A 23,521-nucleotide genomic window follows, 5' to 3' on the forward strand; every position below is an offset into this window, starting at 1 on the left:
CACCACGGCGTCGGCCACATCGGCGTTGACGTGGAAGGCCGCCGTGCCGGCCGGCCAGTACCCGGAGCACTCGGACCCTTCGATGGTGCGCCAGGGGAAGGCGGCGCCGTGGTGGCCGAGCTGCCGGGCCCGCTCCCGGGCGGCGGGCAGTGTGGACTGCCGCCAGCGCAGCGCCTCGGCGACGGATTCGGGGAAGGTGTACGTGAGCAGCGGCAGCACGAAGGTGTCGGTGTCCCAGAAGGAGTGTCCGTCGTAGCCCGCCCCGGTGAGGCCCTTGGCGGGGATCGCCCGCTCCTCCGCGCGGGCCCCGGCCTGGAGTACGTGGAAGAGGGCGAACCGCACGGCCTGCTGGATCTCGGCGTCGCCCTCGACCTCGACGTCCGCGCGGCTCCAGAAGCCCTCGAGCCAGCCCCGCTGCTGGTCCACCAGGCCCTGCCAGCCGGTGCTCGCGGCGCCGGCCAGCGCGGCCTCCACTTGGTCCAGTACGGCGGGCAGCGAGCGCGCGCCGGACCAGCCGTAGGCGACCAGCTTCTCCAGCCGCAGCACCTCGCCCGGCTGGAGCACCGAGGTGACGGTGAGGCGGGCGACGTCCTCACTGCTCTCGCTGGAGGTGCGGGTGGGCGGCGGTCCGCTGATGAAGTGGTCGGCGGCGGCGGCGACCCGCAGCCGGCTGGCCTCGGTGCAGTGGATCAGGCGCAGCCGCATGTCATGGGCGTCGTGCTCCTCGGGCAGCAGGGGGGACTCAAGGGCGGCGGCGACCCGGGGGTCGCCGGCGCGGTGCGGCAGTTGCTCGTTGGCGACCAGTTCGGACTGGACGACGATCCGGACCTCCGCGTCCTCGGCCTCCACCTCGTAGGCGATGGCGGCGATGGCCCGCTGGGTGAGGGAGACCAGCCGGGTGGAGCGCAGCTTCACGGTGGTGCCGGAGGGGGAGGTCCATTCGCAGGTGCGGTGCAGCAGCCCGCCGCGCAGATCCAGGACGCGCTCGTGGGAGCGCAGCCGCCCGTAGCGCAGGTCGAAGGGCTCGTCGTCCACCAGCAGCCTGATGATCTTGCCATTGGTGACGTTGATCATGGTCTGGCCGGACTCGGGGTAGCCGTAGCCGGCCTCGGCGTACGGCAGGGGGCGCAGCTCGTGCACGCCGTTGAGATAGGAGCCGGGCCAGCCGTGCGGCTCGCCTTCGTCCAGATTTCCGCGCCAGCCGACGTGGCCGTTGGAGAGCGCGAAGACGGACTCGCTCTGCGGCAGCACATCGAGGTGGAGCTGGGTTTCGCGCAGCACCCAGGGGTCGACGGCGTATGAGGAATCGGTGATCACGAGGCGTCCTCCTCCAGCAGCTCGGCGAGGTCCCGCACCACGAGGTCCGCGCCGTGGGCGCGCAGCGCCTCGGCCTGGCCGACCCGGTCGACTCCCACGACACAACCGAAGCGCCCGGCGCGGCCGGCCTCCATGCCCGCCAGGGCGTCCTCGAACACCGCGGCGGCTGCGTGGGCGACGCCCAGGTCGCGGGCGGCTTCCAGGAAGGTGTCCGGACGCGGTTTGCCCGCCAGCCCGCGCTCGGCGGCGACCACGCCGTCGATACGGACCTCGAAGAGGTGTTCTATCTTTGCAGAGATCAGGACATCGCGGCAGTTGGCGCTCGAGGAGACGACCGCGGTACGCAGGCCCGCGGCGCGGACCGCCTCGACAAAGCGCACCGACCCTGGATACGCCTCGACCCCCTCTTCCCGGATCTTCTCCAGGACCAGGGCGTTCTTACGGGTGCCGAGGCCATGCACCGTGTCCAGGTCGGGCGGGTCCTGGTCCGTCCCCTCGGGCAGCTCGATCCCCCGGGACGCCAGGAAGGTGCGCACCCCGTCGGCGCGGGGCCGTCCGTCGACGTATTCGTCGTAGTCGTCGACCTTGTCGAAGGGGCGGAAGTCGGGCCCCTCGCGGCGCCGGAGGAAGTCGTCGAACATCTCCTTCCACGCCGCCGCGTGGATCACCGCGGTGCGGGTCAGCACCCCGTCGAGATCGAACAGGCAGGCCCGGACGGACTCCGGGAGGCGGAGCTTGGTCATGGCCCCCGGTTCCCCAGCAGCCGCCGGTCTATGCGGCGAATCGGTGACGCGGCGAGGCGGCAGGGGCACCTCCCAGCGGTAGCTGGGGGAGAACCGAGCCTTAAAAAAAAAGGGGCGGGCTCAGCGCGGGGCGATGGTGCGGCCGAGGCGGCGGGAGGCGTCTGCGGCCTCCAGGATCGCCACGACCTCACGACCGAATCGCACATCACAGGGGTCGCCGGTGCCGGTGCGGGCGGCTCGCAGCAGACGGTCCGTGGCCGCGGTGAACGCCTCGACGGGGCTGATCCCCGCGTCGGGGACGGCGGCCACGCCCTGTTCGCCGTAGAAGTCGCAGCTGTGCGCGACGGCGGCGGGCCGGGCGTCCAGGGTGAGCGCGAGCGTGCCGACCGCCCCCGAGCGGTGGCGCAGCAGCACATGTGCCGCCCCGCGCGGTCCGCCGACCGCGGTGACCTCGGCGACCGGGCCCAGCACGGGCAGCAGGACGGACAGGGCGTGCGGGCCGACGTCCCACAGGCCGCCGCGCTCCCGCCGCCATGGGGAGCCGCCGTAGGGGTTGCCGGGCTGGAAGATGGAGGCGAAGGCTGTCGCCCGGCCACCGTCCCAGCCTCCGTCGGCCGCGGCCCGGGTGAGGAAGTCCTCCACGGTCCTGGCGAAGCGGCGGGTGAAGAACACCACGGAGGCCAGCCCGCGCTCCTCGACGGCGTCCACCACGCGATCGGCGTCCTCGGTGGTGAAGGCGAGCGGCTTGTCGAGCAGCAGATGGCGCCCGGCGCGCGCGGCGCGCAGCGCCAGGTCGCTCTGGATGTCCGGCGGAAGGGCCACGGCGACCGCCTCGGCGTCGGCGATCAGCTCGTCGGGCCCGTCGTAGGCCCGGATGCCGTACCGCTCGGCCAGCGCCCGCGCCTTGGCCGGGTCCCGGCCCCAGACGCCCACCAGCTCCGCCTCGGGGTGCGCGGCGAGCGCCGCGCCCTGGGTCTCGGCCGCCCAGTGACCCGTGCCCAGCAGTCCGAACCGCAATGCCGCCCCCTCTGTCTCCCTGTGCTCCGCTCGCTGCCGGGCGCGATCCTACGCCGCGCGGTGCGGGCCGGCGGAAGAGGGCCGGGAGATCGGCGGTGCCCCCGCGCGGGGGAGGCCCGCCACCCGGTCGGATGCGGGGACGCGCCGCCGGGCGGCGGCGGTGGCAGTGTGAGCCTCGGCCGGGCCGGTCCGGGCAGCCACCGCGGCCGTACCGGCCGGCGGGAGACCGCGTCCCGTGGCACGGCCGCGTCTTCGCCCGCACCACCGCTGGAGGAATCCCGTGGCCCGTGGCCCGATGCACCCGTATCGCCGGGAAGGCGAGGCGACCGCCCCGCGCGCCGTCGGTCCGCGGGCCCTGTCGCTCACCGTGGCGCGCCGCTCCCCCGCCCGGCGGCGGGCCGTGCGGCTGCGGGTGGCCGGGGCGCTGCTGCTGGTGTGCGCCGCGGCTTCGGCCTGTGCCGCCTCGGACGAGCAGACGCGGCCGGCGCGCACGAAACCGTCACGGGCGTCCAGCGCGTCGGCATCGGCCGCGGCCTCGAAGGCCGCCGCTGCCCGACTGCTGCCCGGGATGCCAGCGCCGCTGGACCCGCACGACCTGTACGCGGCCGACCGGCCGGGCAAACTGTCCCCGGTGGTCAAGGGTTTCCCGTCGCGGGTGTATGTGCCGAACACGCTGTCCAACACGGTCAGCGTCATCGACCCGAAGACGTACAAGGTGATCCGCACCCTCCAGGTCGGCAGCCAGCCGCAGCACGTCGTGCCCTCCTGGGACCTGAAGACGCTGTGGGTCAACAACGACCTCGGCAACAGCCTGACCCCGATCGACCCGGCCACCGGGAAGGCCGGCCGCCCGGTGGACGTCCACGATCCGTACAACCTCTACTTCACCCCCGACGGCAAGTACGCGGTGGTGATGGCATCCATGGACCGGGCCCTGGTGTTCCGGGACGCGCACACCATGCGCGTGGTGAAGTCGGTGCCGGTGTCGTGCTACGGCGTCAACCACGCGGACTTCTCGCCCGACGGCCGCTACTTCATCGTGTCCTGCGAGTTCTCCGGCGAGCTGCTGAAGGTGGACACGGCCCGGATGAAAGTGATCGGGCAGCAGCGGCTGCCACTCGGGGGCGCCATGCCGCAGGACGTGAAGATCTCACCGGACGGCCGGACCTGGTACATCGCCGACATGGAGGCCGACGGGGTGTGGGTGTTGAACGGGGATGCCTTCACCCGTCCCCGGCTGCTGCCCACCGGCCAGGGCGCCCACGGTCTGTATGTCAGCCGGGACTCCCGCAGCATGTACATCACCAACCGCGGCGAGGGCACCATCTCGGTCCTGTCGTTCGCCACCGGCAAGCTGGTGGAGCGCTGGCGGCTGCCCGGCGGCGGCAGCCCCGATATGGGCGGGGTGTCCGCCGATGGAAAGGTGCTGTGGCTCTCCGGCCGCTACAACTCCGAGGTGTACGCGATCGCCACCCGCGACGGCCGGCTGCTGGCCCGGATCCCGGTGGGCGGCGGCCCGCACGGGCTGGCCGTCTTTCCCCAGCCGGGCCGCTACTCGCTGGGCCACACCGGCGTCTTCCGCTGAGCCGCCGACCGGGCCCGACGAACCGTATGCCGTCTTCCCCCGCCGACCACCCCCGCGTAGCGTGACGTGGCCATGCCTATATGGGGCGTCAAGGGGAGGAGTCGCGAATCGCGATGGAGAACGGCAGCAGGACACGACGTCAGTTCCTGGCCACGGCGGGAACCACCGGCGGCGCCCTCGCACTGGGCACCGCGATGGCCCATCCCGCCTCGGCCGCGCCCAAGGCGGCCCGTACCGTCGCCGTGCTCGGCGGCGGTGTCTCGGGGCTGAGCGCCGCGCAGGAGCTGGCCGAGCGGGGGTTCGCGGTCACGGTGTACGAGCGCAACCGCATCCTCGGCGGCAAGGCTCGCAGCATGGACGTCCCCGGCACCGGAAGCGGTGGACGCAGGGCCTTACCGGGCGAGCACGGCTTCCGCTTCTTCCCGGGTTTCTACCGGAATCTTCCCGACACTCTGCGCCGGATCCCCTTCCCCGGCAACGCCGGCGGCTGCCGGGACAACCTGGTCGCCGCGACCGAGGAGTTGTTCGCCCGCAACGGTGGCACCCCGGATCTGCGACTGCCGTTCCGCACCCTGACCGCGCCGCCCGATCCCGGCTCCCTCAACCCCGACGCGCTGCTGCAGACCCTCATCGGCTTCCTGGACACCGCGCTCGGCCTGCCCGCCACCGAGACCGCGTACTTCGCAGGCCGCGTCCTGGTCCACCTGACCAGCTGCGATCTGCGCCGCGAGGGGCAGTGGGAGCGGGTGCCGTGGTGGGACTTCGTCAAGGCCGAGAAGATGTCGCACGACTACCAGCGGCTGCTGGCCGTCGGCATCACCCGTAACATCGTCGCCACCAAGGCGGAGGAGGCCAGCACCCGCACCGTCGCCCGCGTCCTGCAGGCGTTCGTGTACAACGTCCTCGCGCGGGGCCACGACGGGGAGCCGGACCGGGTGCTGAACGCCCCGACCAGCGAGGCGTGGATCGATCCGTGGGAGGCGCATCTGCGCTCGCTGGGTGTGCGGTTCGAGGTCGGCGCCGAGGTGACGGAGTTGCTGTACGAGGGCGGGCGGATCACCGGGGCGCGTCTGAAGGACCCGGACACCGGGGCGACCCGCACCGCCACCGCCGACCACTACCTCAGCGCGCTGCCCGTCGAACACGCCCGCACCACCTGGGGCGCGTCGCTGCGGGCCGCCGATCCGCAGCTCGCCCGCTGCGACAAGCTGCGCACGGACTGGATGGTCGGCGTCCAGTTCTATCTGCGCACCCCCACCCCGATCCTGAACGGGCATGTGGACTGCGTGGACTCGCCCTGGTCGATCACCGCCATCGGGCAGGCGCAGTTCTGGAAGGGGCGCGACTTCCCCGCCGACTACGGGGACGGTCAGGTCACCGACTGCCTCTCCACCATCGTCTCCGAATGGGACAAGCCAGGAATCCTGTACGGAAAGACCGCCAGGCAGTGCACCCGCGAGGAGGTCGTCCGCGAGATCTGGGCGCAGCTGAAGGACAGCCTGCACGACACCGGGCGGACGGTGCTGCGCGATGCGGATGTGCATTCGTGGTTCATGGACCCGGCCGTCGAAGGGCTCGGCGGACCCTCGCCCAGCAACCGCGAACAGCTCCTGATCCACCCGGCCGGCACCTGGTACAACCGCCCCACCGCGGCCACCACCGTGCCCAATCTCTTCCTCGCCGGGGACTATGTGGCCACCGACATGGATCTGGCGACGATGGAGGGCGCCAACGAGTCGGCGCGCCGGGCCGTCAACGCACTCCTGGACGCCGAGGGCTCGAGCGCCCCGCGGTGCGCCATCTGGACGCTGTACCAGCCGCCGGAGCTGGAGCCGCTGCGCCGCGTCGACGAGACCCGCTACCGGCTGGGGCTGCCCAACGCGTTCGACCTCGGCTGACGCGGGAAGGGTCAGATCCGCCAGGAGCGGATGCGGCCCGCCGCGTCGTAGACGTCGGCCTTGCTGGACAGGATGTCGCGGACCAGGTCGATCAGCGCACCGTACGGCGGATCGATGCCCTCGCCCGAGGCATGCATATAGGCGACGGCCGTGGCGCTGGCGAATCGCGCGTTGCTCGCCGGGAGCGGTCTGAGCAGCGCGATGGTGTGCAGCAGCGCCGCGGCGCGCCACGCGGGGTCCGGGTCGACGCCCAGGCGTGGCGGGTCGACGCGATGCCGGGCCACGGCGGCGACCAGTCCCGAGAAGTCGGAGATGGAGGGTTGCTCGGGCATGACCTCCTCATGGCGCTGCAGCAGCCAGGGGACATCGATATGCAGTAGCGGGGCCATGATCAGGCGGCCTGTCCCGGGTCGTGGGGGCGGTGTTCATCATCCGGGAACGCATCGGCGAACGCCTGCGCGTTGTCCGCGAAGAAGCGCCGGAAGACCTCCGCGCCCTCCTGCAGCGCGCGGTGGCGGGCGATGTCGGCGACGGTCGCCTCCCGGACGAGGGCCTTCATCGTGGTGCCACGCTCCTTGGCGATCTGGCGGAGGTCCTCAAGTTCCCGATCGCTGAATTCCACGTTGAGAGCTGACATGCTCCCCACCCTACTTGCCAGGTACCGCGACAGCAATCGCCGCAGGTCAAATATTGTTTTTGTAGGTACTTGACAAGTACTTCGAGCTCCCGGGCCACCGGCCTTCGAACACCTGCCGGTACGGTGAGCCGCACCACAGGAGAGAGAGGGACCATGGAGCAGCGTGAGTTCGGCCGGATCGGCCGGAAGGTCTCCGTCGTCGGGCTGGGGACCTGGCAGCTGGGCGCGGACTGGGGCGAGGTCGGCGCGGACGACGCGCTGGCGGTGCTGGACGCGGCCGTCGAGTCCGGGGTGACCTTCTTCGACACCGCCGATGTGTACGGGGACGGGCGCAGCGAGCAGCTCATCGGGCGCTATCTGCGGAGCCGCCCGGACGCGCGGATCTTCGTGGCGACCAAGATGGGGCGACGGCTGCCGCAGGTCGCGGAGAACTACACGCTGGACAACTTCCTGGCCTGGACGGACCGTTCGCGCGCCAACCTCGGGGTGGACACGCTGGATCTGGTGCAGCTGCACTGCCCGCCGTCGTCGGTGCACTCCTCCGCCGCCGTCTTCGACGCGCTGGACACGCTGGTGGACCGGGGGCGTGTCGCGGCGTACGGGGTGAGCGTGGAGACCTGCGAGGAGGCGCTGGCGGCGATCGAGCGCCCGGGGACGGCGAGCGTGCAGATCATTCTCAATCCGTTCCGGCTCAAGCCGCTGGAGCGGGTGCTGCCCGCGGCCGCCGCGGCCGGGGTGGGGATCATCGCGCGGGTGCCGCTGGCTTCGGGGCTGCTGTCCGGCCGGTACACCAAGGACACGGTGTTCTCCGAGGACGACCACCGCATGTACAACCGCCATGGCGAGATGTTCGACCAGGGCGAGACCTTCTCGGGCGTGGACTTCGCGGCGGGCGTCGAGGCGGCGGTGGAGTTCGGGGAGCTGGCGCCCGAGGGGGCGACGCCCGCGCAGACCGCGCTGCGGTGGGTCGTCCAGCAGCCGGGCGTGACCTCGGTCATCCCGGGGGCGCGCTCGCCCGAACAGGCGCGGGCGAACGCCGCGGCGGCGGCGCTGCCCGCGCTGGAGCAGGGCACGCTGGACGCGGTCCGCGAGCTGTACGACCGGCGGATCCGCGCCCAGGTGCACCACCGCTGGTAACGCTGGTGGGTCAGTTCGGGAAGCCGGCGGCCTGCGCCCACGCGCTGAGCTCGCGCTGTGCCGCGGCGCGCAGCTCGGCCGAGGGGGTGGCGGTGCCGTCGGCGACCAGCGCGTAGTGGAGGGTTCCGGCGCCGGGCGGTGCGGAGAGCAGCAGCCGCCGGGCATCGGTGCCACCGCTCTCCGCCGCGGTGGCCACGGGGTGGTCGGCGGTGTGTCCGTGCGCGGTGTAGGCGGGCGGGCCGGTGACGGTGCCCAGGTCGGAGACGACCGTGGTGGTGGCGGAGTCGAAGTCGCGGGGCAGATGCAGTTCGGTGGGGGCCTCGGTGGAGCCGTTCTGCCGCCACACCAGCATCCCGTAGCGGCCTGAGCCGACCAGCCGGGCCACATTGGGCAGGCTGCTGGGGACGCGGTCCCAGCTCAGGGTGGTGGAGCCGTCGCGCGAGCGGTCCTCGAAGGTGAAGGCGAGGGTGCGGCCCGCCACCGCGCTCGGGTAGAGGCGGTCCAGGAGCCGGGTGTCCTGGCGGAGCACGGCCGCCCCGGTGTCGTCGAGCCGTACGGCCGACAGGTCCTCGTCGTTCCAGGCGTCGCCGGCGTTCAGGATCTTGTCGGGGTTGCCGTTCATCGCCTCGTGGTGGCGCCCGTTGTACAGATCCCACTGCCACTGGTTGGCGGACAGCACCGGGCCCGAGGCGGCGGCTTTGCTCCACCAAGTGGCGCCGCTGAGCCGGGAGTCCAGCGCCTGATACAGGCCCTTGACCACGGTCGGCGCCTTGTCGGAGGTGAAGCCGGTCAGCGGGTGTCCGTACTCGCTGACGACGGCCGTGGTGCCGAGCGCCGAGGCTCGGTCGCGCACGGTGGCGAAGTCGGTGGCGTACTGGCCGTCCTGGGCCTTGCCGGGCATGAAGACACCGGAGATGGCCTTCTGGTCGTAGAAGTGGGTGTTGAACACATAGCGGGAGCCGATGGCGCCGACGTCGAGCAGGCCGCCCTCCTGGCGCTGGAAGTCGATGTTGGAGTTCCAGAACAGGTTGGGCTCGACGAACGCGGGCTTGTCGTCCCAGCCCGCGGCGTCCATGCGCGCCCGGAACTTCTCATAGAACGGCCACAGGACGTCCTTCTCCCAGGCGCGGCTGGACTGTCCGTTGTCGTAGCGGCCCGCGTACGGCTCGTTGTACGGGTCGAAGCCGACGACGCGGGCGAATTCGTCGGCGGTCAGCCGGCCGGCGAGGTAGGCCATGGTCTTCTCGGCGGTGGCCAGGAAGGCGTCCTGGACCCGGACCGTCCCGGCGGAGGTCTGCAGGGCGCGGTTCTTCCAGAAGTCGCGGGTGGCGTCCTGGACGGCCGGGTTCTGGGTGATGTTCTGGCCCCAGTGGACGCAGATGCCGCAGGACTCCTTGGGGTAGCCGCCGGCCTTGACGACCCATTCGGGCGCACCGTCGCCTGAGTACCAGCTGTCCTTGTCGAACACATAGCGGGAGTAGAGGTCCTGGTGGAAGTCGGGGTAGATCCGTATCCCGGCGTCCAGGAAGGCCCGCATCTGCTCGGTGGCCTTGCGCAGATACTCCTCGTCGACCTTGCCGGGCTCGGGCTCGGCGTGGGCCCAGGACAGCAGGAAGCGGACGGAGTTGGCGCCGGTGAGGCCGCGCATGGCCTGGGCGGACTTCCGTGCGTCGGCGGTGTCGGCGAAGGGCAGGCCGCCGTACTCCGCCAGCTTGACCTCGCCGGAGACATTGAATCCGCGCAGCACGACCTCGCGCCCGTGGCCGTCGGTGAACCGGCCGCCCGCGACGGAGATCCGGTCCGCGGCCGGGCCGTCGGACCAGGGCGGCTCGGCCGCGGCCGCCGTACCGCCCGGGGCGGCGACCGCCGCCATCAGCAGCAGGGCGGCCGCCCGAGCAGTCGTATGCGGCCCGTTCGAAGACGAACCCTCATCCCGTGCGTCACTGTGGTCGCCATGAACCTACCGTCGGGTAAACATGAGCGTCCGTCAACATCTCCGGCGCACGCTTTCGGATGAGATGGGGGTCAGCGGTGGCCGAACCAGTCCATCGCGGGCAGGGCCTTGTCGCCGTAGTCGAACAGGGCCTGGTTCTCCCAGGCGTTGCCGGAGTTGGGGTCGGTGGGGTCCCAGCCGCTGCCCTTGACCGCGGTCCAGGCCGGCTCCCAGTAGACGACGCCCAGGCCCCGGCCGCCCGGCACCGCCTCCACGACGTTCATCACATCGCGGAGGTTGGCGGCCTGTCCTGCGGGGGTGGCGGAGTAGCCGTCGACGAGCTGGTCGGCGGTGGCGACGTTGTTGGCCAGGCCGTCGTCGTTGGCCAGGGTGTGGGCGTAGGCGGTCTCGGCGACCAGCACCGGCTTGCCGTAGCGGGCCGCGACGTCGTCCAGGTTGGCCTGCAGATCGGACAGCGGGCCGTGCCAGTAGCCGTAGTACGACAGGGCGATGACGTCGAACGGCACCTTCTGCGCGACCGCCTGGTCGAACCACCATCTCGTGCCCCCGTTGTCCCCGCCCTTGGCCAGGTGCAGCGCGACCTTGGTGTCGGACGAGACGGCCTTGGCGGCGTTGGCACCGGAGGTGAGCAACCCGGCGAGCTGGGAGAAGTTGCTGGTGGAGCCCTCGGGCCAGAGCATGCCGCCGTTGATCTCATTGCCGATCTGGACCATATCGGCGGTGGTGCCCTGCGACTTGAGCGCGCCCAGGACGTCGTAGGTGTGGTCGTACACATCCTGCTTGAGCCGGCTGTAGTCGTGTCCGGCCCAGGCGGCCGGCTTGGTCTGCTTGCCGGGGTCGGCCCAGCTGTCGGAGTAGTGGAAGTCGATCAGCAGCTTCATCCCCTGGGCCTTGGCGCGTTTAGCCATGGCCAGCACCTTGGCCTTGGTGTTGTAGCCGTCGGCCGGGTTCACCCACACCTTCAGCCGCGCGTAGTTCATACCGGAGGCGCGCAGGATGGCCAGGGCGTCACCGCTGGTGCCGGTCGCGGAGCGGTAGGTGGCGCCGAAGGCCTCGTTCTTGGCGAGGGTGGACACGTCCCCGCCCTTGATCGCGAGCCCCGTGCCGCCCTTGGCGAAGGTGAGGTCGTCCAGGTTGGCCCACTCCCCCGCGTGGGCATCGGAGTTGAGGCTGATGGTGCACTGGCCACTGGTGACCGTGACCGAGGTGACCAGGCGGATCCACGTGCCGTTCGGGGTGGGCGGCAGATCGGTGCGCTGCTCGGCGCCGCCGCAGTCGCGCAGGGCGAGGTACGCGGCGTTCTGTCCGCCGCTGGAGCGCACCCAGGCGCTGAGGGTGTAGGTGCCGTTCGCGAGGCCGGACAGGTATTGGTAGGTCTGCACCTTGTACGCCGAGGAGGACCAGTGGGACAGCCGGTAGCCGCCGCTGTGGCCGCCGGCCTCGGTGTAGGAGGCGTTGTTGTTGCCGGCGGCGGAGTAGGTGCTCCAGCCGGACGGGGTGGCGGTGCCGGTGCCGTCGGCCTCGAATCCGGTGTTGGCCAGGGTGCTCGCGGCGTGTGCGGCCGGCGCCGGGAGCGCGGTCAGCAGCAGCGCGCCGAGGGCGGGGAGCGCTGCGGTTCGCAGCAGGGTGCGGGTGGTGCTCCGTATGTCGTGCATCGTCGAGTCCCTTCGACAATGAGCGAGTGGGGGTACTGAGCGGAGGGAGGGGCATGAGCGGAGTTGCGGTCGTTCAGCCGTCCAGGCGCAGTACGCGGACGGCGCCCGCGGGCACCGCGAGGTGTCCGGCGCTGCGCTCGCCGGTGAGCAGTTCGGTGCCGGGCGTGGGGTGGGGCACCTTGGTGTCGGTGTCGCCGTGGTTGATCGCGAAGAGGTAGCTGCCGCAGTCGCCGGTGCGGTGCACCACCTCCATATCGCGGGGCAGTCCGGGGCGGTCCGCAAGGCCCGCGTCGGCGCAGACGGGGGCGAGCAGGGTCGCCAGATCGTGGGGAGCGAGCCGCGTGGAGAGGTACCAGGCCGTGCCCCGGCCGAGCCGGTGGCGGGTGACGGCGGGGTGGCCCGCGGCGAAGCCGTCGGCGTAGGTCCATACGGTCTCGGCGCCGCGTGGCACCACGGTCTCGGACCAGATGTCGCCGGTGAGCTCGGCCCCGCCGGGGCCGGTCAGGCGCACCCGCCCGTCCTCGATGAGCGGGGAGAACTCCTCGACCACCAGGCCCAGGACGTCGCGCAGCGCGCCGGGGTAGGGACCGGGGTGAACAGCGTCGTGTTCGTCGACGATGCCGGAGAAACACGAGACGACGAGGGTGCCGCCGCCCTCGACGTAAGCGCGCAGATTCTCCCCGGCGCGTGCGGTGGCGAGGTAGAGGGCGGGCACGACGACGAGCGGATAGCGGCTCAGATCGGCCTCGGGGTGGGCGAAGTCGACGGTCAGGTGGCGGTCGTAGAGGACTTCGTAGAAGCTGTCGGCGCGTTCGCGCGCGTCCAGGTCCTCGCTCGGCCGCCACTCCAGCCGCTGCGCCCACCAGGACTCCCAGTCCCAGACCATCGCCGCGTCGGCCACCGTACGGCTGCCGCGTAGCTCGCCCAGCCTCTCCAGGTCGGCTCCGAGCGCCACGACCTCGCGCCATACGCGGCTGTCGGTGCCGGCGTGCGGCACCATCGCCGAATGGAACTTCTCCGCGCCGTGCCGTGACTGGCGCCACTGGAAGAACAGTGCGCCCTCGGAGCCGCGGGCCACATGCCCCAGGCTGTTGCGGGCCATCTCCCCGGGCCGCTTGGCGGGGTTGCGCGGCTGCCAGCTGACGCCGCTGGTGGAGTGTTCGAGCAGCAGCCAGGGCGCGCCGCCGGCGACGGAGCGGGTCAGATCGGCGGCCATGGCGAGGTTGACGTGGGTGCGGCGGCCGTCGGTGATCAGATAGTGGTCGTTGGTGACCAGGTCGACCTCGCGGCCCCAGGCCCAGTAGTCGACCGAGTCGCACTGGCTGAGCGCGGTCATGAAGTTGGTGGTGACCGGGATGCCGGGGGACAGCCGGTGCAGGATGTCGCGCTCGGCGGTGAAGTTGGCGCGCATGGTGGCGTCGGCGAAGCGGGCGTAGTCAAGACGCTGGGCGGGGTTGGCGACGGTGGGGGTGGCGCGCGGCGGGTTGATCTGCTCGAAGGCGCCATAGCGCTGGCCCCAGAAGGCGGTGCCCCAGGCGTCGTTGACCGCGTCCAGGGTGCCGTAGCGCTCGTGCAGCCAGTGGCGGAAGCCCGCCGCGCAGGTGTCGCAGTAGCAGGCGTTGACCGGCACTCCGTACTCATTGTGCACATGCCACAGGGCGAGCGCGGGGTGGTCGCCGTAGCGCCGGGCGAGCTGTTCGGTGATGGCGGCCGCGGCCCGGCGGTAGGCGGGCGAGCTGTGGCAGATGGCGCCGCGTGATCCGAACTCGTAGCGCACGCCCTCCCGGCTGACCGGCAGCGCCTCGCGGTGGGCGCGGTAGAACCAGGCGGGCGGGGCCACGGTGGGGGTGCCGAGATCGACGGCGACACCGGCCTCATGGAGCAGGGCGAGCAGCCGGTCCAGCCAGCCGAAGTCGTAGCGCCCGGGCTCGGGTTCCAGCAGCGCCCACGAGAAGATGCCGACGCTGACCATGGTGACCCCGGCCTCGCGCATCAGCCGGATGTCCTCGGGCCAGAGGGATTCGGGCCACTGCTCGGGGTTGTAGTCGCCGCCATAGGCGAGGCCAGCCATCGCAACTCCTGGGAATCGCTGGGAACGTGCACAGACCACAGAGCAGCGGCCGCCCCCAGATAACCGCATGGAAACGAGCATTGACAAGCGTCATCCATGTTTCTCTACTGTGAACGCTCACAGATCGCCCAGGGAGGCATTCGTGAACCATCACCCCGTCAACCTTCGTGTCCTCCTCGCTACCGCTTCCGCGGCCGCGAGGCCATCTTCAACGTCCTGCTGACCGGGGTGCTGATGCCCCCGGTGATCCTCGCCGTACCGCAGTATCCTGCTGCTGGCCAAGGCCGACATGGCCGACACCTATCTGTCGGTGCTGCTGCCGAACATCCTGTCGCCGTACGGGATCTACCTGGCGCGGATCTACGCGGCCGCGGCCGTCCCCGCCGAAATGGTCGAGGCGGGGCGGATGGACGGCGCGGGAGAGTGGCGGATCTTCCGCTCCGTGGCGCTGCCGATGATGCGGCCCGGCCTGGTCACGGTCTTCCTCTTCCAGTTCGTGACCATCTGGAACAACTTCCTGCTGCCGTACATCATGCTCGGCGACGACGAGAAGTTCCCCGTCACCCTGGGGCTGTTCACCCTGCTGCGCCAGGGCTCCGCCACCCCGGCCCTGTACACCCTCGTCATCACCGGAGCGTTGCTGGCCATCATCCCGCTCATCGCGCTGTTCCTGGTCATCCAGCGCTTCTGGAGTCTGGATCTGCTCTCCGGGGCCGTAAAGTCCTGACCGACGAAGCGATATCTGGAGAGATAAGAACGCGCATGAGCCGCACCGGCAACAGCACCCCCGGCCGACGACGGCCACCGACCATCCATGACGTGGCGCGCGAGGCCGGGGTCTCGCGCGGCACCGTCTCGCGCGTCCTCAACGGTGGACACTATGTGAGCCCGGCGGCGCAGGAGGCGGTCAACGCCGCCATCCGCAAGACCGGCTATGTCGTCAACCGGCATGCCCGCTCGCTGATCACCGGCCGGTCGGACTCGGTGGCCTTCCTGCTCACCGAGCCGCAGGAGCGGTTCTTCGAGGACCCCAACTTCAGTGTGCTGCTGCGCGGCTGCACCCAGGCGCTCGCCGCACACGACATCACGCTGCTGCTGATGAGCGCGAGCGACGAACCGGAGCGGCGGCGGATCACGCGCTTCCTCACTGGCGGCCATGTCGACGGGGTGCTGCTGGTCTCCAGCCACTCCGGCGACCCGCTCGCCACCCGGCTGCGGAAGGCCGGGGTGCCGCTGGTGGCCTGCGGCAAACCGCTGGTCCAGAGCCCGGGGATGGCCTACGTCGCCGCCGACGACCGTGCCGGAGCCCGCGACATGGTACGCCATCTGCTGAACAGCGGCCGCCGTCGCATAGCGACCGTCACCGGCCCGCTGGACACCCCCGGCGGCGTCGACCGGCTCGCCGGATACCGCGAAGAACTCGCGGCGGCGGGCCTGGCGGCGGACGAGGAGCTGGTGGTCTCGGGCGACTACAGCCGCGCCAGCGGCGAGCGGGCGGCGGCCGAACTGCTGGCGCGGGCGCCGGACCTGGACGCTGTCTTCGTCGCCTCGGACCTGATGGCCCAGGGCGTACTCGCCGCGCTGCGGCGGGCCGGGCGGCGGGTGCCGCAGGACGTCGCCGTGGCCGGGTTCGACGACTCCCCCGCCGCGCTGGCCGCCAGCCCCGGCCTGACCACCATCCGCCAGCCGTGGGAGCGGATCACCGCCGAGATGGTGCGGGTGCTGCTGGCGCAGATCGGCGGCGAGCAGCCGTCCGGGGTGATCCTCCCCACCGAACTCGTGATCCGGGAATCGGCCTGAGGCGCTGAGGTGCGGGCACCGTGTGTGTCGCGGCGCCCGCGCTCCCTCCCCGCTGTGCGGCCGTGTGGCGGCGCGCTACCGCGCGAAGCCGCGGCCCAGCTGCGCGTCCGCCTCGGGGCCGCCCAGCGCGTTCGGCCCGAACGAGACGACCCCGGTGGTGGTCAGCCCGCCCGTGCCGCCACGCAGCACCCAGGCCGCGCCGCTCGAGGTGTAGGTGCCGTCCTCGTCGGGCGCGCCCACGGCCAGGTCGTCCTTGCCGTCGCCGTCGGTGTCCCCGAGCCGCACGGCCGCGCCGAAGTGGTCCCCGGCCTCCGCGGCGCCCGGGACGCCCACGGTGTCCTGGGTGAACGCCTGGGCGCCGGTGCCGCTGAGGCCGCCCGCGCCGCCGTAGAGCTGTACGACGCTGCCCGCGTCCACGCCGCCGTCCAGGTCCTCGTACGGGATGCCGACCGCGACGTCCGCGTACCCGTCGCCGTTGACGTCACCGGCGCTCAGCGAGTAGCCGAACTGGTCGCCGTCCTCGTTCACCCCGGGCACGCCCGCGGTGTTCTGGTCGATGACCTTGGTGCGGGTGGCGCCGGGGCCGCTCGCGGAGCCGTAGAGGACCTTGATGGTGCCGTGGTCGTATGGCAGGTTCTCCACGACATTGCCGGGGACGGTCCGGATGATCAGGTCTGCGTAGCCGTCCTTGTCGACGTCGCCGATGGTGCCCGCGGCAGCGTGGTCGATCCGGGTCGGCGCCGAGCCCAGGCCGCTCGCGCCGCCCTTCCAGTACAGGCTCGGCTCGGACATCTCCTCGAAGGCGTGGGTGGTGACCAGGTCGTCGGAGCCGTCGCCGTTGATGTCGCCCGCGACCATTTCGGTCGGGCCGAAGGTACGGCCCGAGTTCAGGGTGTTCGCGGTGGCCGCGGTGCCCTGGCGGGTGAACGGGCCGTACAGCACGCGCAGTTCGCCCTCGCCGGTGCCCTCCGCGACCAGGTCGGCGTGGCCGTCGCCGTTGAAGTCGCCGCCGGCCAGGATTCCGTCGTCGGTGCTGGTCGAGTCGGACAGCGCGGTGCCGCCCGTCAGCCCGCCCGCCGAGCCCCACAGGACGGTGACGGGCGAGTCACCCGAGGACTGCACGGCCAGGTCGGTGTAGCCGTCGCCGTCCAGGTCCCGGGCGACCGTGCGGTAGCCGAACCAGGCCCCGTCCGCCGGGTCGCCGGGGACGCCTGCGGTCTCCCGGCTGATGATCTGCCGGTGGGTGATGTCCGCCCCAGTGGCCGAGCCGTAGACCACCGCGACATAGCCGGCGCGGGTCTTGCCGCCGACCGTGGCGGCGGGGGCCGAGACGACGACGTCCGGGTGGCCGTCCTTGTCGAAGTCGGCCCGCAGCGCGGCCCCGGCGAGGGAGGTGCCGGTGGCACCCTGCTCGGCGGCGCCAGCAGTTGAAGTGGACAGTAAGGCGGGGGTGGTTACGAGTGCGGCCACCATCGCGCAGCGCACGGCGGTGGAAATGGAGCGATGACGCACAAGTCCTCCTGCTGTTGGTGCAGAGTTCATCTCAGGTACACCCTGGAGGACTGCTGATCGGCGGCGACGGTTGTGCGCCGGGCGCGATCAATCCATGTGTGACGCGTCGGCCGGGCCCGGCTCCGCGACGTCCGGCTCATCCGTGTCCGGCCCATCCGCCGGCTCCCGGACATACCGTAGGACACCCATCATGTGATGGTCGCCGACGGTTTCCGGGGCGGCGGCCACGCAGTCCGCCAACTCCTTGGTGAGTGCGTCGGCATCGATTCCGGCACCGATCATCACCAGTTGTGTCGTCCGGGCCTCACCGGGCGCCCAGTCCGACGGCTGGAAGCGGAGGTAGGAACCGACCGCGTGCAGGGCGAACTTCTCGCCGTGCCCGGGGGCGGCGAAGTGGATGAAACCCTTCATCCGGTAGAGCCCGGAGGGCCGGCCGTCGAGGAATTCCATGAACCGGCGCGGGTCCAGCGGCCGGTCGGCGGTGAACTCCGCGCTCTGGTACGCGGCGTGGAGATGTTCGTGCCAGTCGTCCTCGTCCGGGCACACCTCGGCGAAGGAGAGCTGGTGGAACCGCTCCTCGCTCGGCACGCCGGGGCCGCGGTCGAAAAGGAAGTCGGGGTCGACGCGGCCGTGTTCGGCGGTGACAACGGGGGTGCCCGGGGCGATCCGGGCAAGAGTCTCCAGCACCCGGGTGCGCTCCGGCTCCCGGACCCGGTCGGCCTTGTTGAGCACCACCGCGTCGGCGGCCCGCACATGCCGGTCGAGCTCCGGGTGGCGCTCACGGGTGTTCTCGAACTCCACTGCGTCGACGACCTCGACCAGTCCGCCGTACACGATGTGCTCGTTCTCGCTGGAGAGCAGCGTACGGATCATGCTCTGCGGTTCGGCCAGGCCGCTCGCCTCGATCACGATGACGTCGATGCCCAGCGCCGGCTCGGTGAGCCGGGCCAGCATCTCGTCCATCTCGGCGGAGTCCGCGGCGCAGCACAGACAGCCGTTCTCGATCGGGATCATGGAGTCGACCTGGCCGGCGACGGCCATCGCGTCGATGTTGATGCTTCCGAAGTCGTTGACGATGACACCGATGCGGGTGTCCGCGCTGCCCCGCAGCAGGTGGTTGAGCATGGTGGTCTTTCCGGAGCCCAGGAAACCAGTGACGAGTACGACCGGGATCCGCCTGGTGGCCAAGGTTGCGACTCCGTTGCAGTGATTGTGTTGCGGTGATGCGTGTTGCGGCGACTCGTGGGCGCGCGGCTGGGACGGCTGCTGGGACGGCTCATCCTATCCGGCGTACGGTGCGAGCCCCGTACGCAGCATGGCGAACGCGCGGTCGGCGGCAGCCACCGCGCCCGGGTAGACCTCGTCGGCGCTCGCACCGCCCTCGATCCGGCGCCAGTTGTCCTGGCCGAGGATCCGCTGGACCGCGATGATCTGGCCCGCGGCGAGGCGTGGCGTAACGTCGTCCGGCGCCGTGAGGTCATCCGGTTCGGGTCCGCCGATCGCACTCAGCGCGGTGGTCAGCGCCTCCTCCGATCTGCTGATGTACTCGAACATGCGGGCCACCAAGCTGGGCGTCCCGTACAGCAGCCGTTGGAACGCCAGCACGCCCGGCACATCGTTCAGGCCGGTGATCGGATCTCGCCGTTCCAGCCCCGCCAGGAAGTGCTGGTGCAGCGCGTCCAGGGGCGACTGCCCCGCCGGGCGGCCCCGGACCACCCGGGCCGCCTCGTCCTCGTGGTCGGCGAAGCGGTGCAGCACCAGGTCCTCCTTGGCCGGGAAGTACCGGAACAAGGTGGGCTTGGACACCTCGGCGGCGGCGGCCACATCGGCGACGGAGACCTGGTCGAAGCCCCGTTCCAGAAACAGGGAGATCGCCGTTTCGGAGATCGTCCGGTACATCCGCTGCTTCTTGCGCTCCCGCAAGCCCGTCTCGCCGCTCATGGGACGCAACCGTAACCCTTGCCCGGACCTGACCAGTCTCGGCCACGCGACACCGGCCCGGTCATTGATGGGTTCCTCGTCCGCAATCGCACTCGTACCGCCGTCAGGTCGGCATTAACACCGCAAGCCGTACCATTTGGCGCCACCGGACTCTAGTGGGATCCTGGCCGACTTGCGCCTATCAGCCATCTTCCGCAGCCACCCGCCACGTCCTTAAGCTCTCAACAAGAGAGACGGCTGATGCACCTGTGCCACACGATGCCCGTGTGACCCGGGCCGGGCCCCGCGCAGACCGCTCAGCGCCGGAGCGCCGACTCTTCGACACACGCGGCACGTCGCGCTTCTCCCCCACACCCGCCAGTCCTGGCACACCCCGGCACATTCAGTCGAACGCTGATCGATATACCGAACACCGCGCTTGGTGCGCCGAACACCGCGCTTGGTGCGCCGATCGGCGCGCCCCCATGCCCGGACACGACCGCACACACCGGCGGTTGGGCCATATCACCGCGGAAGGAATCGACACAATGCACCCGGAAGCAACGCACCAGCGACCGAGCGAACGGGCCACGGCACCGGCCTGGTCCACACATCCGCTGCACGAGTTGTCCGAGGAGGACCGCCACCTCTTCCAGCGGTTCGGCAGAGGGCCGGTGGTGGCCGTGGACTGGGCCGGTGTCCACCACGCCTTCGAACGGCACGCCGCCGCCGATCCGCTCGCCGTCGCGGCCGAACACCTCGGCGCCACCATCACCTACGGCGAGCTGGACCGGCAGGCGAACCGGCTGGCCACGCACCTGGCCCGGCTCGGTGTGCGCCCCGGCGACAACGTGGCGTTATGCGTACGGCGTTCCATCCCCATGCTCGTCGGCCTGCTGGCCACGCTCAAGGCCGGAGCCGCATATGTGCCGCAAGACGCCGGGCTGACCCCCCGCGCCCAGCTTGACCACGTCATCCATACCGCCCGGACCCGCGTCATCCTCACGACCTCCGGCTTCGCGGACCGGATCCCGGTGCCCGACGGCCATGCCCTCGTCGCGATCGACACCATGATGGAGGACAGCGCGGACACGGCGCCGTTCCGGCCCGCCCGGCCCGTCCGGGGTGGCGACGGCTGCTATGTGCTGTTCACCTCCGGCACCACGGGGCGCCCCAACGGGGTCACCGTCACCCATCGGAACGTCTGCAACATCCTGTTGACCGAACCCGGCGACCTCGGCATGCGCCCCGGAACGCGGGTGAGCCAGATCCTCAATGTGGCGTTCGACATGGCCGCATGGGAGATCCTGGGCTGCCTGAGTCACGGCGCCACGCTGGTCATCCGCGGCAAGGACATCGCCGAGACCGTGCGGCGGGCGGACGTGGTCATCGCGACCCCGACCGTGCTCAGCCGGATCGACCCCGACCAGTGCCGAGGCGTGAAGGTGGCGGCCGTGGCCGGGGAGCCGTGCCCGCGCCGGCTCGCCGACCGGTGGGCCCGCTTCTGCACCTTCTACAACGCGTGCGGACCGACCGAGACCACCATCGTGAACACCATGCAGCGCCACGACCCCGCCGCGCTGCGCCTGACCATCGGCCGCCCGACCCCCAACAACACGGTGTACGTCCTGGACGCGGACCGAAGGCCCTGCGCCATCGGCGAGACGGGTGAGATGTGGGCCGGCGGTGACGGGGTGTCGGCCGGGTATCTGCACAACCTCGCGCTGAACGCCGAGCGCTATCTGCCCGACCCCTTCCTTGGCGGGGGCCGGATGATGTTCCGCACCCGCGACCTGGGCCGCTGGACACCGGACGGGGAGCTGGAACACCTGGGCCGGACCGACGACCAGGTGAAGGTGCGAGGGTTCCGCGTGGAGCTGGACTCGGTGTCCGCGGTGCTGGAGTCGCTGCCCGGCTGCGCCCGCGCGGTGACGCTGAAACCGGATGACACCGGCCTGGTGTCCTTCGTCTCGCCCGCCCATCTCGACCCCGAGACGGCGCGGCGGGCCGTGGCCGCCGCGCTCCCCTACTACTGCGTGCCGCGGACGGTGCGCCCGGTGGCGGCGCTGCCGCTCACCAGCCGTGGAAAGGTCGACAAGGCGGCCCTGCTGCGCATGGAAGCCGACCTTCGGACCAGTGGCAGTGGCGAGGTGGCATCGTGACCCCCGCCCGCACCGTGGCCCCGGCGCCCCGGGCGAAAGTGGCGCTGCCGCCGCCGACATCGCTGCCGCGGCGGATCCTCAAGCATCCGCGCCTGATGCACTACAACCGGCTGATCGCCCTCGTATGGGCGGTCAACCTGGTCTTCCTCGCCTCCCGCGCGGACGGGGGGCTCGGGCCGCGGACCCTCTCCCACGCCGCACTCGCGAACTTCCTGCTGGCGATCGTGGTCCGCCAGCAGTACGTCATCAATCTGCTGTTCCGGCTCGCCACCGCGGCGCCCACCAGTTGGCCGCTGCGGATCCGCTGGACACTGGCCAAGGTCTACCACTTCGGTGGGCTGCACGTCGGCGGCGCCACCGCGGGCGCGCTGTGGTTTCTGGCCCTGGTCGGCTCGCTCACCCGGCATGGGGCTCCGGCCGCCACGCTCGCCGTCTCGTACGCGCTGCTGGGGCTGCTGGTGGCCATCGTGGCCACCGCACTGCCACCCTTCCGGGCGCGGTTCCACGACCACTTCGAGAAGGCACACCGCTTCGGCGGCTGGGCGGCGCTCGCGCTGCTGTGGGCGCAGACCGTGCTGACCACGCTCGACGAGCGGGGTGGCGCCTCCGCCACGGCCGCCCTGCTGTCGGCTCCCGAGCTGTGGACCGTGGCCGTGCTGACCTTCAGTATCGCCCTGCCGTGGCTGCGGCTGCGCCGGGTGCCGGTGGCCATCGAGCGCCCCTCCTCCCATGTGGCGCTCGTCCGCTTCGACCACGGTGTGACGCCGTTCGCCGGGTCGTCCACGGCCATCAGCCGCAACCCGCTGCTGGAGTGGCACTCGTTCGCCAATGTGCCCGCCCCCGGCGAGACGGGGTTCCGCCTCACCGTCTCCCGTGCCGGGGACTGGACGGGGAAGTTCATCGACGACGCGCCCTCCCACGTCTGGGTCAAGGGCATCACCACGGCGGGCGTGGCCAATATCGAGACCCTGTTCAGCAAGGTGGTCTATGTGGCCACCGGCAGCGGCATCGGCCCTTGTCTGCCCCATCTGCTGGCCCGCGCGGTCCCGGCCCGCCTGGTCTGGGCGACCCGCGATCCGCGCAGGACCTACGGCGACCGGCTGCTCGACGAGATCCTCGCGGTCCAGCCCGACGCGCTCATCTGGGACACCTCCGAACACGGCAAGCCCGACATGGTCGAGCTGGCCTACGCCGCGTACGCCGACTTCGGGGCTGAGGCCGTGATCTGCATCTCCAACAAGAAGCTGACCTGGCAGGTCGTCCAGGGCATGGAGCGCCGCGGGATCCCCGCGTACGGCGCCATCTGGGACTCGTAGGGAGACACCATGGACGTCATCAAGATCGAACAACATGGGCGTGTGGTCACCGCGCGGCTGCATCGCCCCACCGTGCTCAACGCGCTGAACAGCGAGGTGATGACCGAGCTGGTCGCGGCCCTGTCACCGCTGGACCTCGACCCGGACATCGGCTGCTTTGTGATCACCGGATCCGAGCGGGCCTTCGCCGCGGGCGCCGACATCAAGGAGATGGCGGCCAAGTCCTTCGCCGAGATGTCCGAGGAGGATTTCTTCGCGGGCTGGGAGGGGTTCGCCGCGCTGCGCACCCCGAAGATCGCCGCCGTCCGCGGCTATGCGCTGGGCGGCGGCTGCGAACTGGCCATGATGTGCGATCTGATCCTGGCGGGCGAGTCCGCGGTGTTCGGCCAGCCGGAGATCAGGCTGGGCGTGATCCCGGGCATCGGCGGCACCCAGCGGCTGACCGGGCTGGTGGGCAAGGCCAAGGCAATGGATCTGATCCTCACCGGCCGGACGATGGACGCCGAGGAGGCCGAGCGCTGCGGTCTGGTCTCCCGCGTCGTGCCGGACGACCGGCTCATGGCGGAGGCCGCGGAAGTGGCCGCCGCCATCGCGTCGTACGGCAGGACCGCGGTCAGGGCCGCCCGGGAGGCGGTGGAGCGGGCCCTGGAGGTGGGGTTGCGCGAGGGGCTGCTGTTCGAACGGCGGACGTTCCACGCCCTGTTCGCCACCGAGGACCAGTCCGAGGGCATGCGGGCGTTTCTCGACAAGCGCGCCCCGCGCTTCACCGGCCACTGAACCGGAGGGCGCGGGGGAAA

Annotated in this window: 18 protein-coding genes and 1 pseudogene; 8 read left to right on the plus strand and 11 right to left on the minus strand. The window is 71.3% G+C overall.

All coding sequences use genetic code 11. From position 1 onward, the window contains the following. From CCN51_RS19200 to CCN51_RS19210, 3 genes are all read right to left on the minus strand, one after another. On the minus strand, window positions 1-1,317 hold a 1,317-nt coding region (locus tag CCN51_RS19200), incomplete at its 3' end, for a glycoside hydrolase family 65 protein (RefSeq protein WP_143675839.1). Then, the gene (locus tag CCN51_RS19205) at window positions 1,314-2,060 is read right to left on the minus strand and encodes an HAD family hydrolase (protein WP_014174256.1); all 747 of its coding nucleotides are present in this window, start codon (window positions 2,058-2,060) and stop codon (window positions 1,314-1,316) included. The genes CCN51_RS19200 and CCN51_RS19205, both read right to left, overlap by 4 nt. 120 nt (window positions 2,061-2,180) lie before the next feature. After that, entirely contained in the window at window positions 2,181-3,077 is an 897-nt protein-coding gene (locus tag CCN51_RS19210) for a Gfo/Idh/MocA family protein (RefSeq protein ID WP_014174257.1), read from the minus strand. Between the two features lie 295 nt (window positions 3,078-3,372). Between CCN51_RS19210 and CCN51_RS19215 the strand changes: the two genes are divergently transcribed. Both CCN51_RS19215 and CCN51_RS19220 read left to right on the plus strand, forming a co-directional pair. Next, on the plus strand, window positions 3,373-4,662 hold the full coding sequence (locus CCN51_RS19215) for a YncE family protein (RefSeq protein WP_014174258.1): 1,290 nt from the start codon (window positions 3,373-3,375) through the stop codon (window positions 4,660-4,662). Between the two features lie 113 nt (window positions 4,663-4,775). Beyond that, entirely contained in the window at window positions 4,776-6,560 is a 1,785-nt protein-coding gene (locus CCN51_RS19220; RefSeq protein WP_014174259.1) for a hydroxysqualene dehydroxylase, read from the plus strand. An 11-nt stretch (window positions 6,561-6,571) separates the two neighbouring features. On the opposite strand, the gene CCN51_RS19225 is transcribed toward CCN51_RS19220, so the two are convergent. Further along, on the minus strand, window positions 6,572-6,949 hold the full coding sequence (locus CCN51_RS19225) for a hypothetical protein (RefSeq protein ID WP_014174260.1): 378 nt from the start codon (window positions 6,947-6,949) through the stop codon (window positions 6,572-6,574). A 2-nt stretch (window positions 6,950-6,951) separates the two neighbouring features. Then, the gene (locus CCN51_RS19230) at window positions 6,952-7,197 is read right to left on the minus strand and encodes a hypothetical protein (RefSeq protein WP_014174261.1); all 246 of its coding nucleotides are present in this window, start codon (window positions 7,195-7,197) and stop codon (window positions 6,952-6,954) included. A 153-nt stretch (window positions 7,198-7,350) separates the two neighbouring features. Here CCN51_RS19230 and CCN51_RS19235 point away from each other — a divergent pair, with 153 nt between their 5' ends. Further along, complete coding sequence (locus CCN51_RS19235; RefSeq protein ID WP_014174262.1) at window positions 7,351-8,334, plus strand: aldo/keto reductase; 984 nt, start codon at window positions 7,351-7,353, stop codon at window positions 8,332-8,334. A 10-nt stretch (window positions 8,335-8,344) separates the two neighbouring features. On the opposite strand, the gene CCN51_RS19240 is transcribed toward CCN51_RS19235, so the two are convergent. The 3 genes from CCN51_RS19240 to CCN51_RS19250 all read right to left on the minus strand — a co-directional run bounded on the left by CCN51_RS19240 (window position 8,345) and on the right by CCN51_RS19250 (window position 14,014). Continuing rightward, complete coding sequence (locus CCN51_RS19240; RefSeq protein WP_014174263.1) at window positions 8,345-10,207, minus strand: cellulase family glycosylhydrolase; 1,863 nt, start codon at window positions 10,205-10,207, stop codon at window positions 8,345-8,347. Window positions 10,208-10,359: 152 nt separating this feature from the next. Beyond that, window positions 10,360-11,943: a glycosyl hydrolase 53 family protein gene (locus tag CCN51_RS19245; RefSeq protein ID WP_014174264.1), complete on the minus strand. Its 1,584-nt coding sequence runs from the start codon at window positions 11,941-11,943 to the stop codon at window positions 10,360-10,362. 73 nt (window positions 11,944-12,016) lie between these two features. Further along, on the minus strand, window positions 12,017-14,014 hold the full coding sequence (locus tag CCN51_RS19250; protein ID WP_014174265.1) for a beta-galactosidase: 1,998 nt from the start codon (window positions 14,012-14,014) through the stop codon (window positions 12,017-12,019). 180 nt (window positions 14,015-14,194) lie between these two features. On the opposite strand from CCN51_RS19250, the pseudogene CCN51_RS19255 reads away from it, so the two are divergent. Together CCN51_RS19255 and CCN51_RS19260 are read left to right on the plus strand one after the other, a co-directional pair. After that, window positions 14,195-14,741: pseudogene (locus tag CCN51_RS19255) on the plus strand (carbohydrate ABC transporter permease); the annotation flags it as partial. A 35-nt stretch (window positions 14,742-14,776) separates the two neighbouring features. Further along, window positions 14,777-15,814 carry a LacI family DNA-binding transcriptional regulator gene (locus CCN51_RS19260; protein WP_014174267.1) on the plus strand — a complete coding sequence of 346 codons (1,038 nt, stop codon included), beginning with the start codon at window positions 14,777-14,779 and terminating at the stop codon, window positions 15,812-15,814. A 75-nt stretch (window positions 15,815-15,889) separates the two neighbouring features. Here the strand turns inward: CCN51_RS19260 and CCN51_RS19265 are convergent, their stop codons facing one another. From CCN51_RS19265 to CCN51_RS19275, 3 genes are all read right to left on the minus strand, one after another. Then, entirely contained in the window at window positions 15,890-17,326 is a 1,437-nt protein-coding gene (locus CCN51_RS19265; protein WP_014174268.1) for an FG-GAP-like repeat-containing protein, read from the minus strand. An 87-nt stretch (window positions 17,327-17,413) separates the two neighbouring features. Continuing rightward, complete coding sequence (locus tag CCN51_RS19270) at window positions 17,414-18,514, minus strand: CobW family GTP-binding protein (RefSeq protein WP_014174269.1); 1,101 nt, start codon at window positions 18,512-18,514, stop codon at window positions 17,414-17,416. A gap of 93 nt (window positions 18,515-18,607) precedes the next feature. Beyond that, complete coding sequence (locus tag CCN51_RS19275) at window positions 18,608-19,267, minus strand: TetR family transcriptional regulator (protein WP_043486262.1); 660 nt, start codon at window positions 19,265-19,267, stop codon at window positions 18,608-18,610. 527 nt (window positions 19,268-19,794) lie between these two features. Here CCN51_RS19275 and CCN51_RS19280 point away from each other — a divergent pair. The 3 genes from CCN51_RS19280 to CCN51_RS19290 are packed head-to-tail and all read left to right on the plus strand — an operon-like array spanning window position 19,795 to window position 23,501. After that, the gene (locus CCN51_RS19280; protein ID WP_014174271.1) at window positions 19,795-21,408 is read left to right on the plus strand and encodes an amino acid adenylation domain-containing protein; all 1,614 of its coding nucleotides are present in this window, start codon (window positions 19,795-19,797) and stop codon (window positions 21,406-21,408) included. After that, entirely contained in the window at window positions 21,405-22,724 is a 1,320-nt protein-coding gene (locus CCN51_RS19285; protein ID WP_014174272.1) for a ferredoxin reductase domain-containing protein, read from the plus strand. The genes CCN51_RS19280 and CCN51_RS19285 overlap by 4 nt, the downstream gene beginning before the upstream one ends. A gap of 9 nt (window positions 22,725-22,733) precedes the next feature. Continuing rightward, window positions 22,734-23,501 carry an enoyl-CoA hydratase-related protein gene (locus tag CCN51_RS19290; RefSeq protein ID WP_014174273.1) on the plus strand — a complete coding sequence of 256 codons (768 nt, stop codon included), beginning with the start codon at window positions 22,734-22,736 and terminating at the stop codon, window positions 23,499-23,501. Window positions 23,502-23,521 lie beyond the last annotated feature (20 nt).

The organism is Streptomyces milbemycinicus, from assembly GCF_002154605.1.
In the GTDB taxonomy this organism is placed as follows: domain Bacteria; phylum Actinomycetota; class Actinomycetes; order Streptomycetales; family Streptomycetaceae; genus Streptomyces; species Streptomyces milbemycinicus.

Coding starts and splice junctions, on each gene's coding strand:
- CCN51_RS19230 (WP_014174261.1), bottom strand. CDS start 7,197: ATGTCAGCTCTCAACGTGGAATTCAGCGATCGGGAACTTGAGGACCTC.
- CCN51_RS19275 (WP_043486262.1), bottom strand. CDS start 19,267: ATGAGCGGCGAGACGGGCTTGCGGGAGCGCAAGAAGCAGCGGATGTAC.
- CCN51_RS19235 (WP_014174262.1), top strand. CDS start 7,351: ATGGAGCAGCGTGAGTTCGGCCGGATCGGCCGGAAGGTCTCCGTCGTC.
- CCN51_RS19245 (WP_014174264.1), bottom strand. CDS start 11,943: ATGCACGACATACGGAGCACCACCCGCACCCTGCTGCGAACCGCAGCG.
- CCN51_RS19220 (WP_014174259.1), top strand. CDS start 4,776: ATGGAGAACGGCAGCAGGACACGACGTCAGTTCCTGGCCACGGCGGGA.
- CCN51_RS19290 (WP_014174273.1), top strand. CDS start 22,734: ATGGACGTCATCAAGATCGAACAACATGGGCGTGTGGTCACCGCGCGG.
- CCN51_RS19225 (WP_014174260.1), bottom strand. CDS start 6,949: ATGGCCCCGCTACTGCATATCGATGTCCCCTGGCTGCTGCAGCGCCAT.
- CCN51_RS19260 (WP_014174267.1), top strand. CDS start 14,777: ATGAGCCGCACCGGCAACAGCACCCCCGGCCGACGACGGCCACCGACC.
- CCN51_RS19215 (WP_014174258.1), top strand. CDS start 3,373: ATGCACCCGTATCGCCGGGAAGGCGAGGCGACCGCCCCGCGCGCCGTC.
- CCN51_RS19280 (WP_014174271.1), top strand. CDS start 19,795: ATGCACCCGGAAGCAACGCACCAGCGACCGAGCGAACGGGCCACGGCA.
- CCN51_RS19205 (WP_014174256.1), bottom strand. CDS start 2,060: ATGACCAAGCTCCGCCTCCCGGAGTCCGTCCGGGCCTGCCTGTTCGAT.
- CCN51_RS19240 (WP_014174263.1), bottom strand. CDS start 10,207: ATGGCGGCGGTCGCCGCCCCGGGCGGTACGGCGGCCGCGGCCGAGCCG.
- CCN51_RS19250 (WP_014174265.1), bottom strand. CDS start 14,014: ATGGCTGGCCTCGCCTATGGCGGCGACTACAACCCCGAGCAGTGGCCC.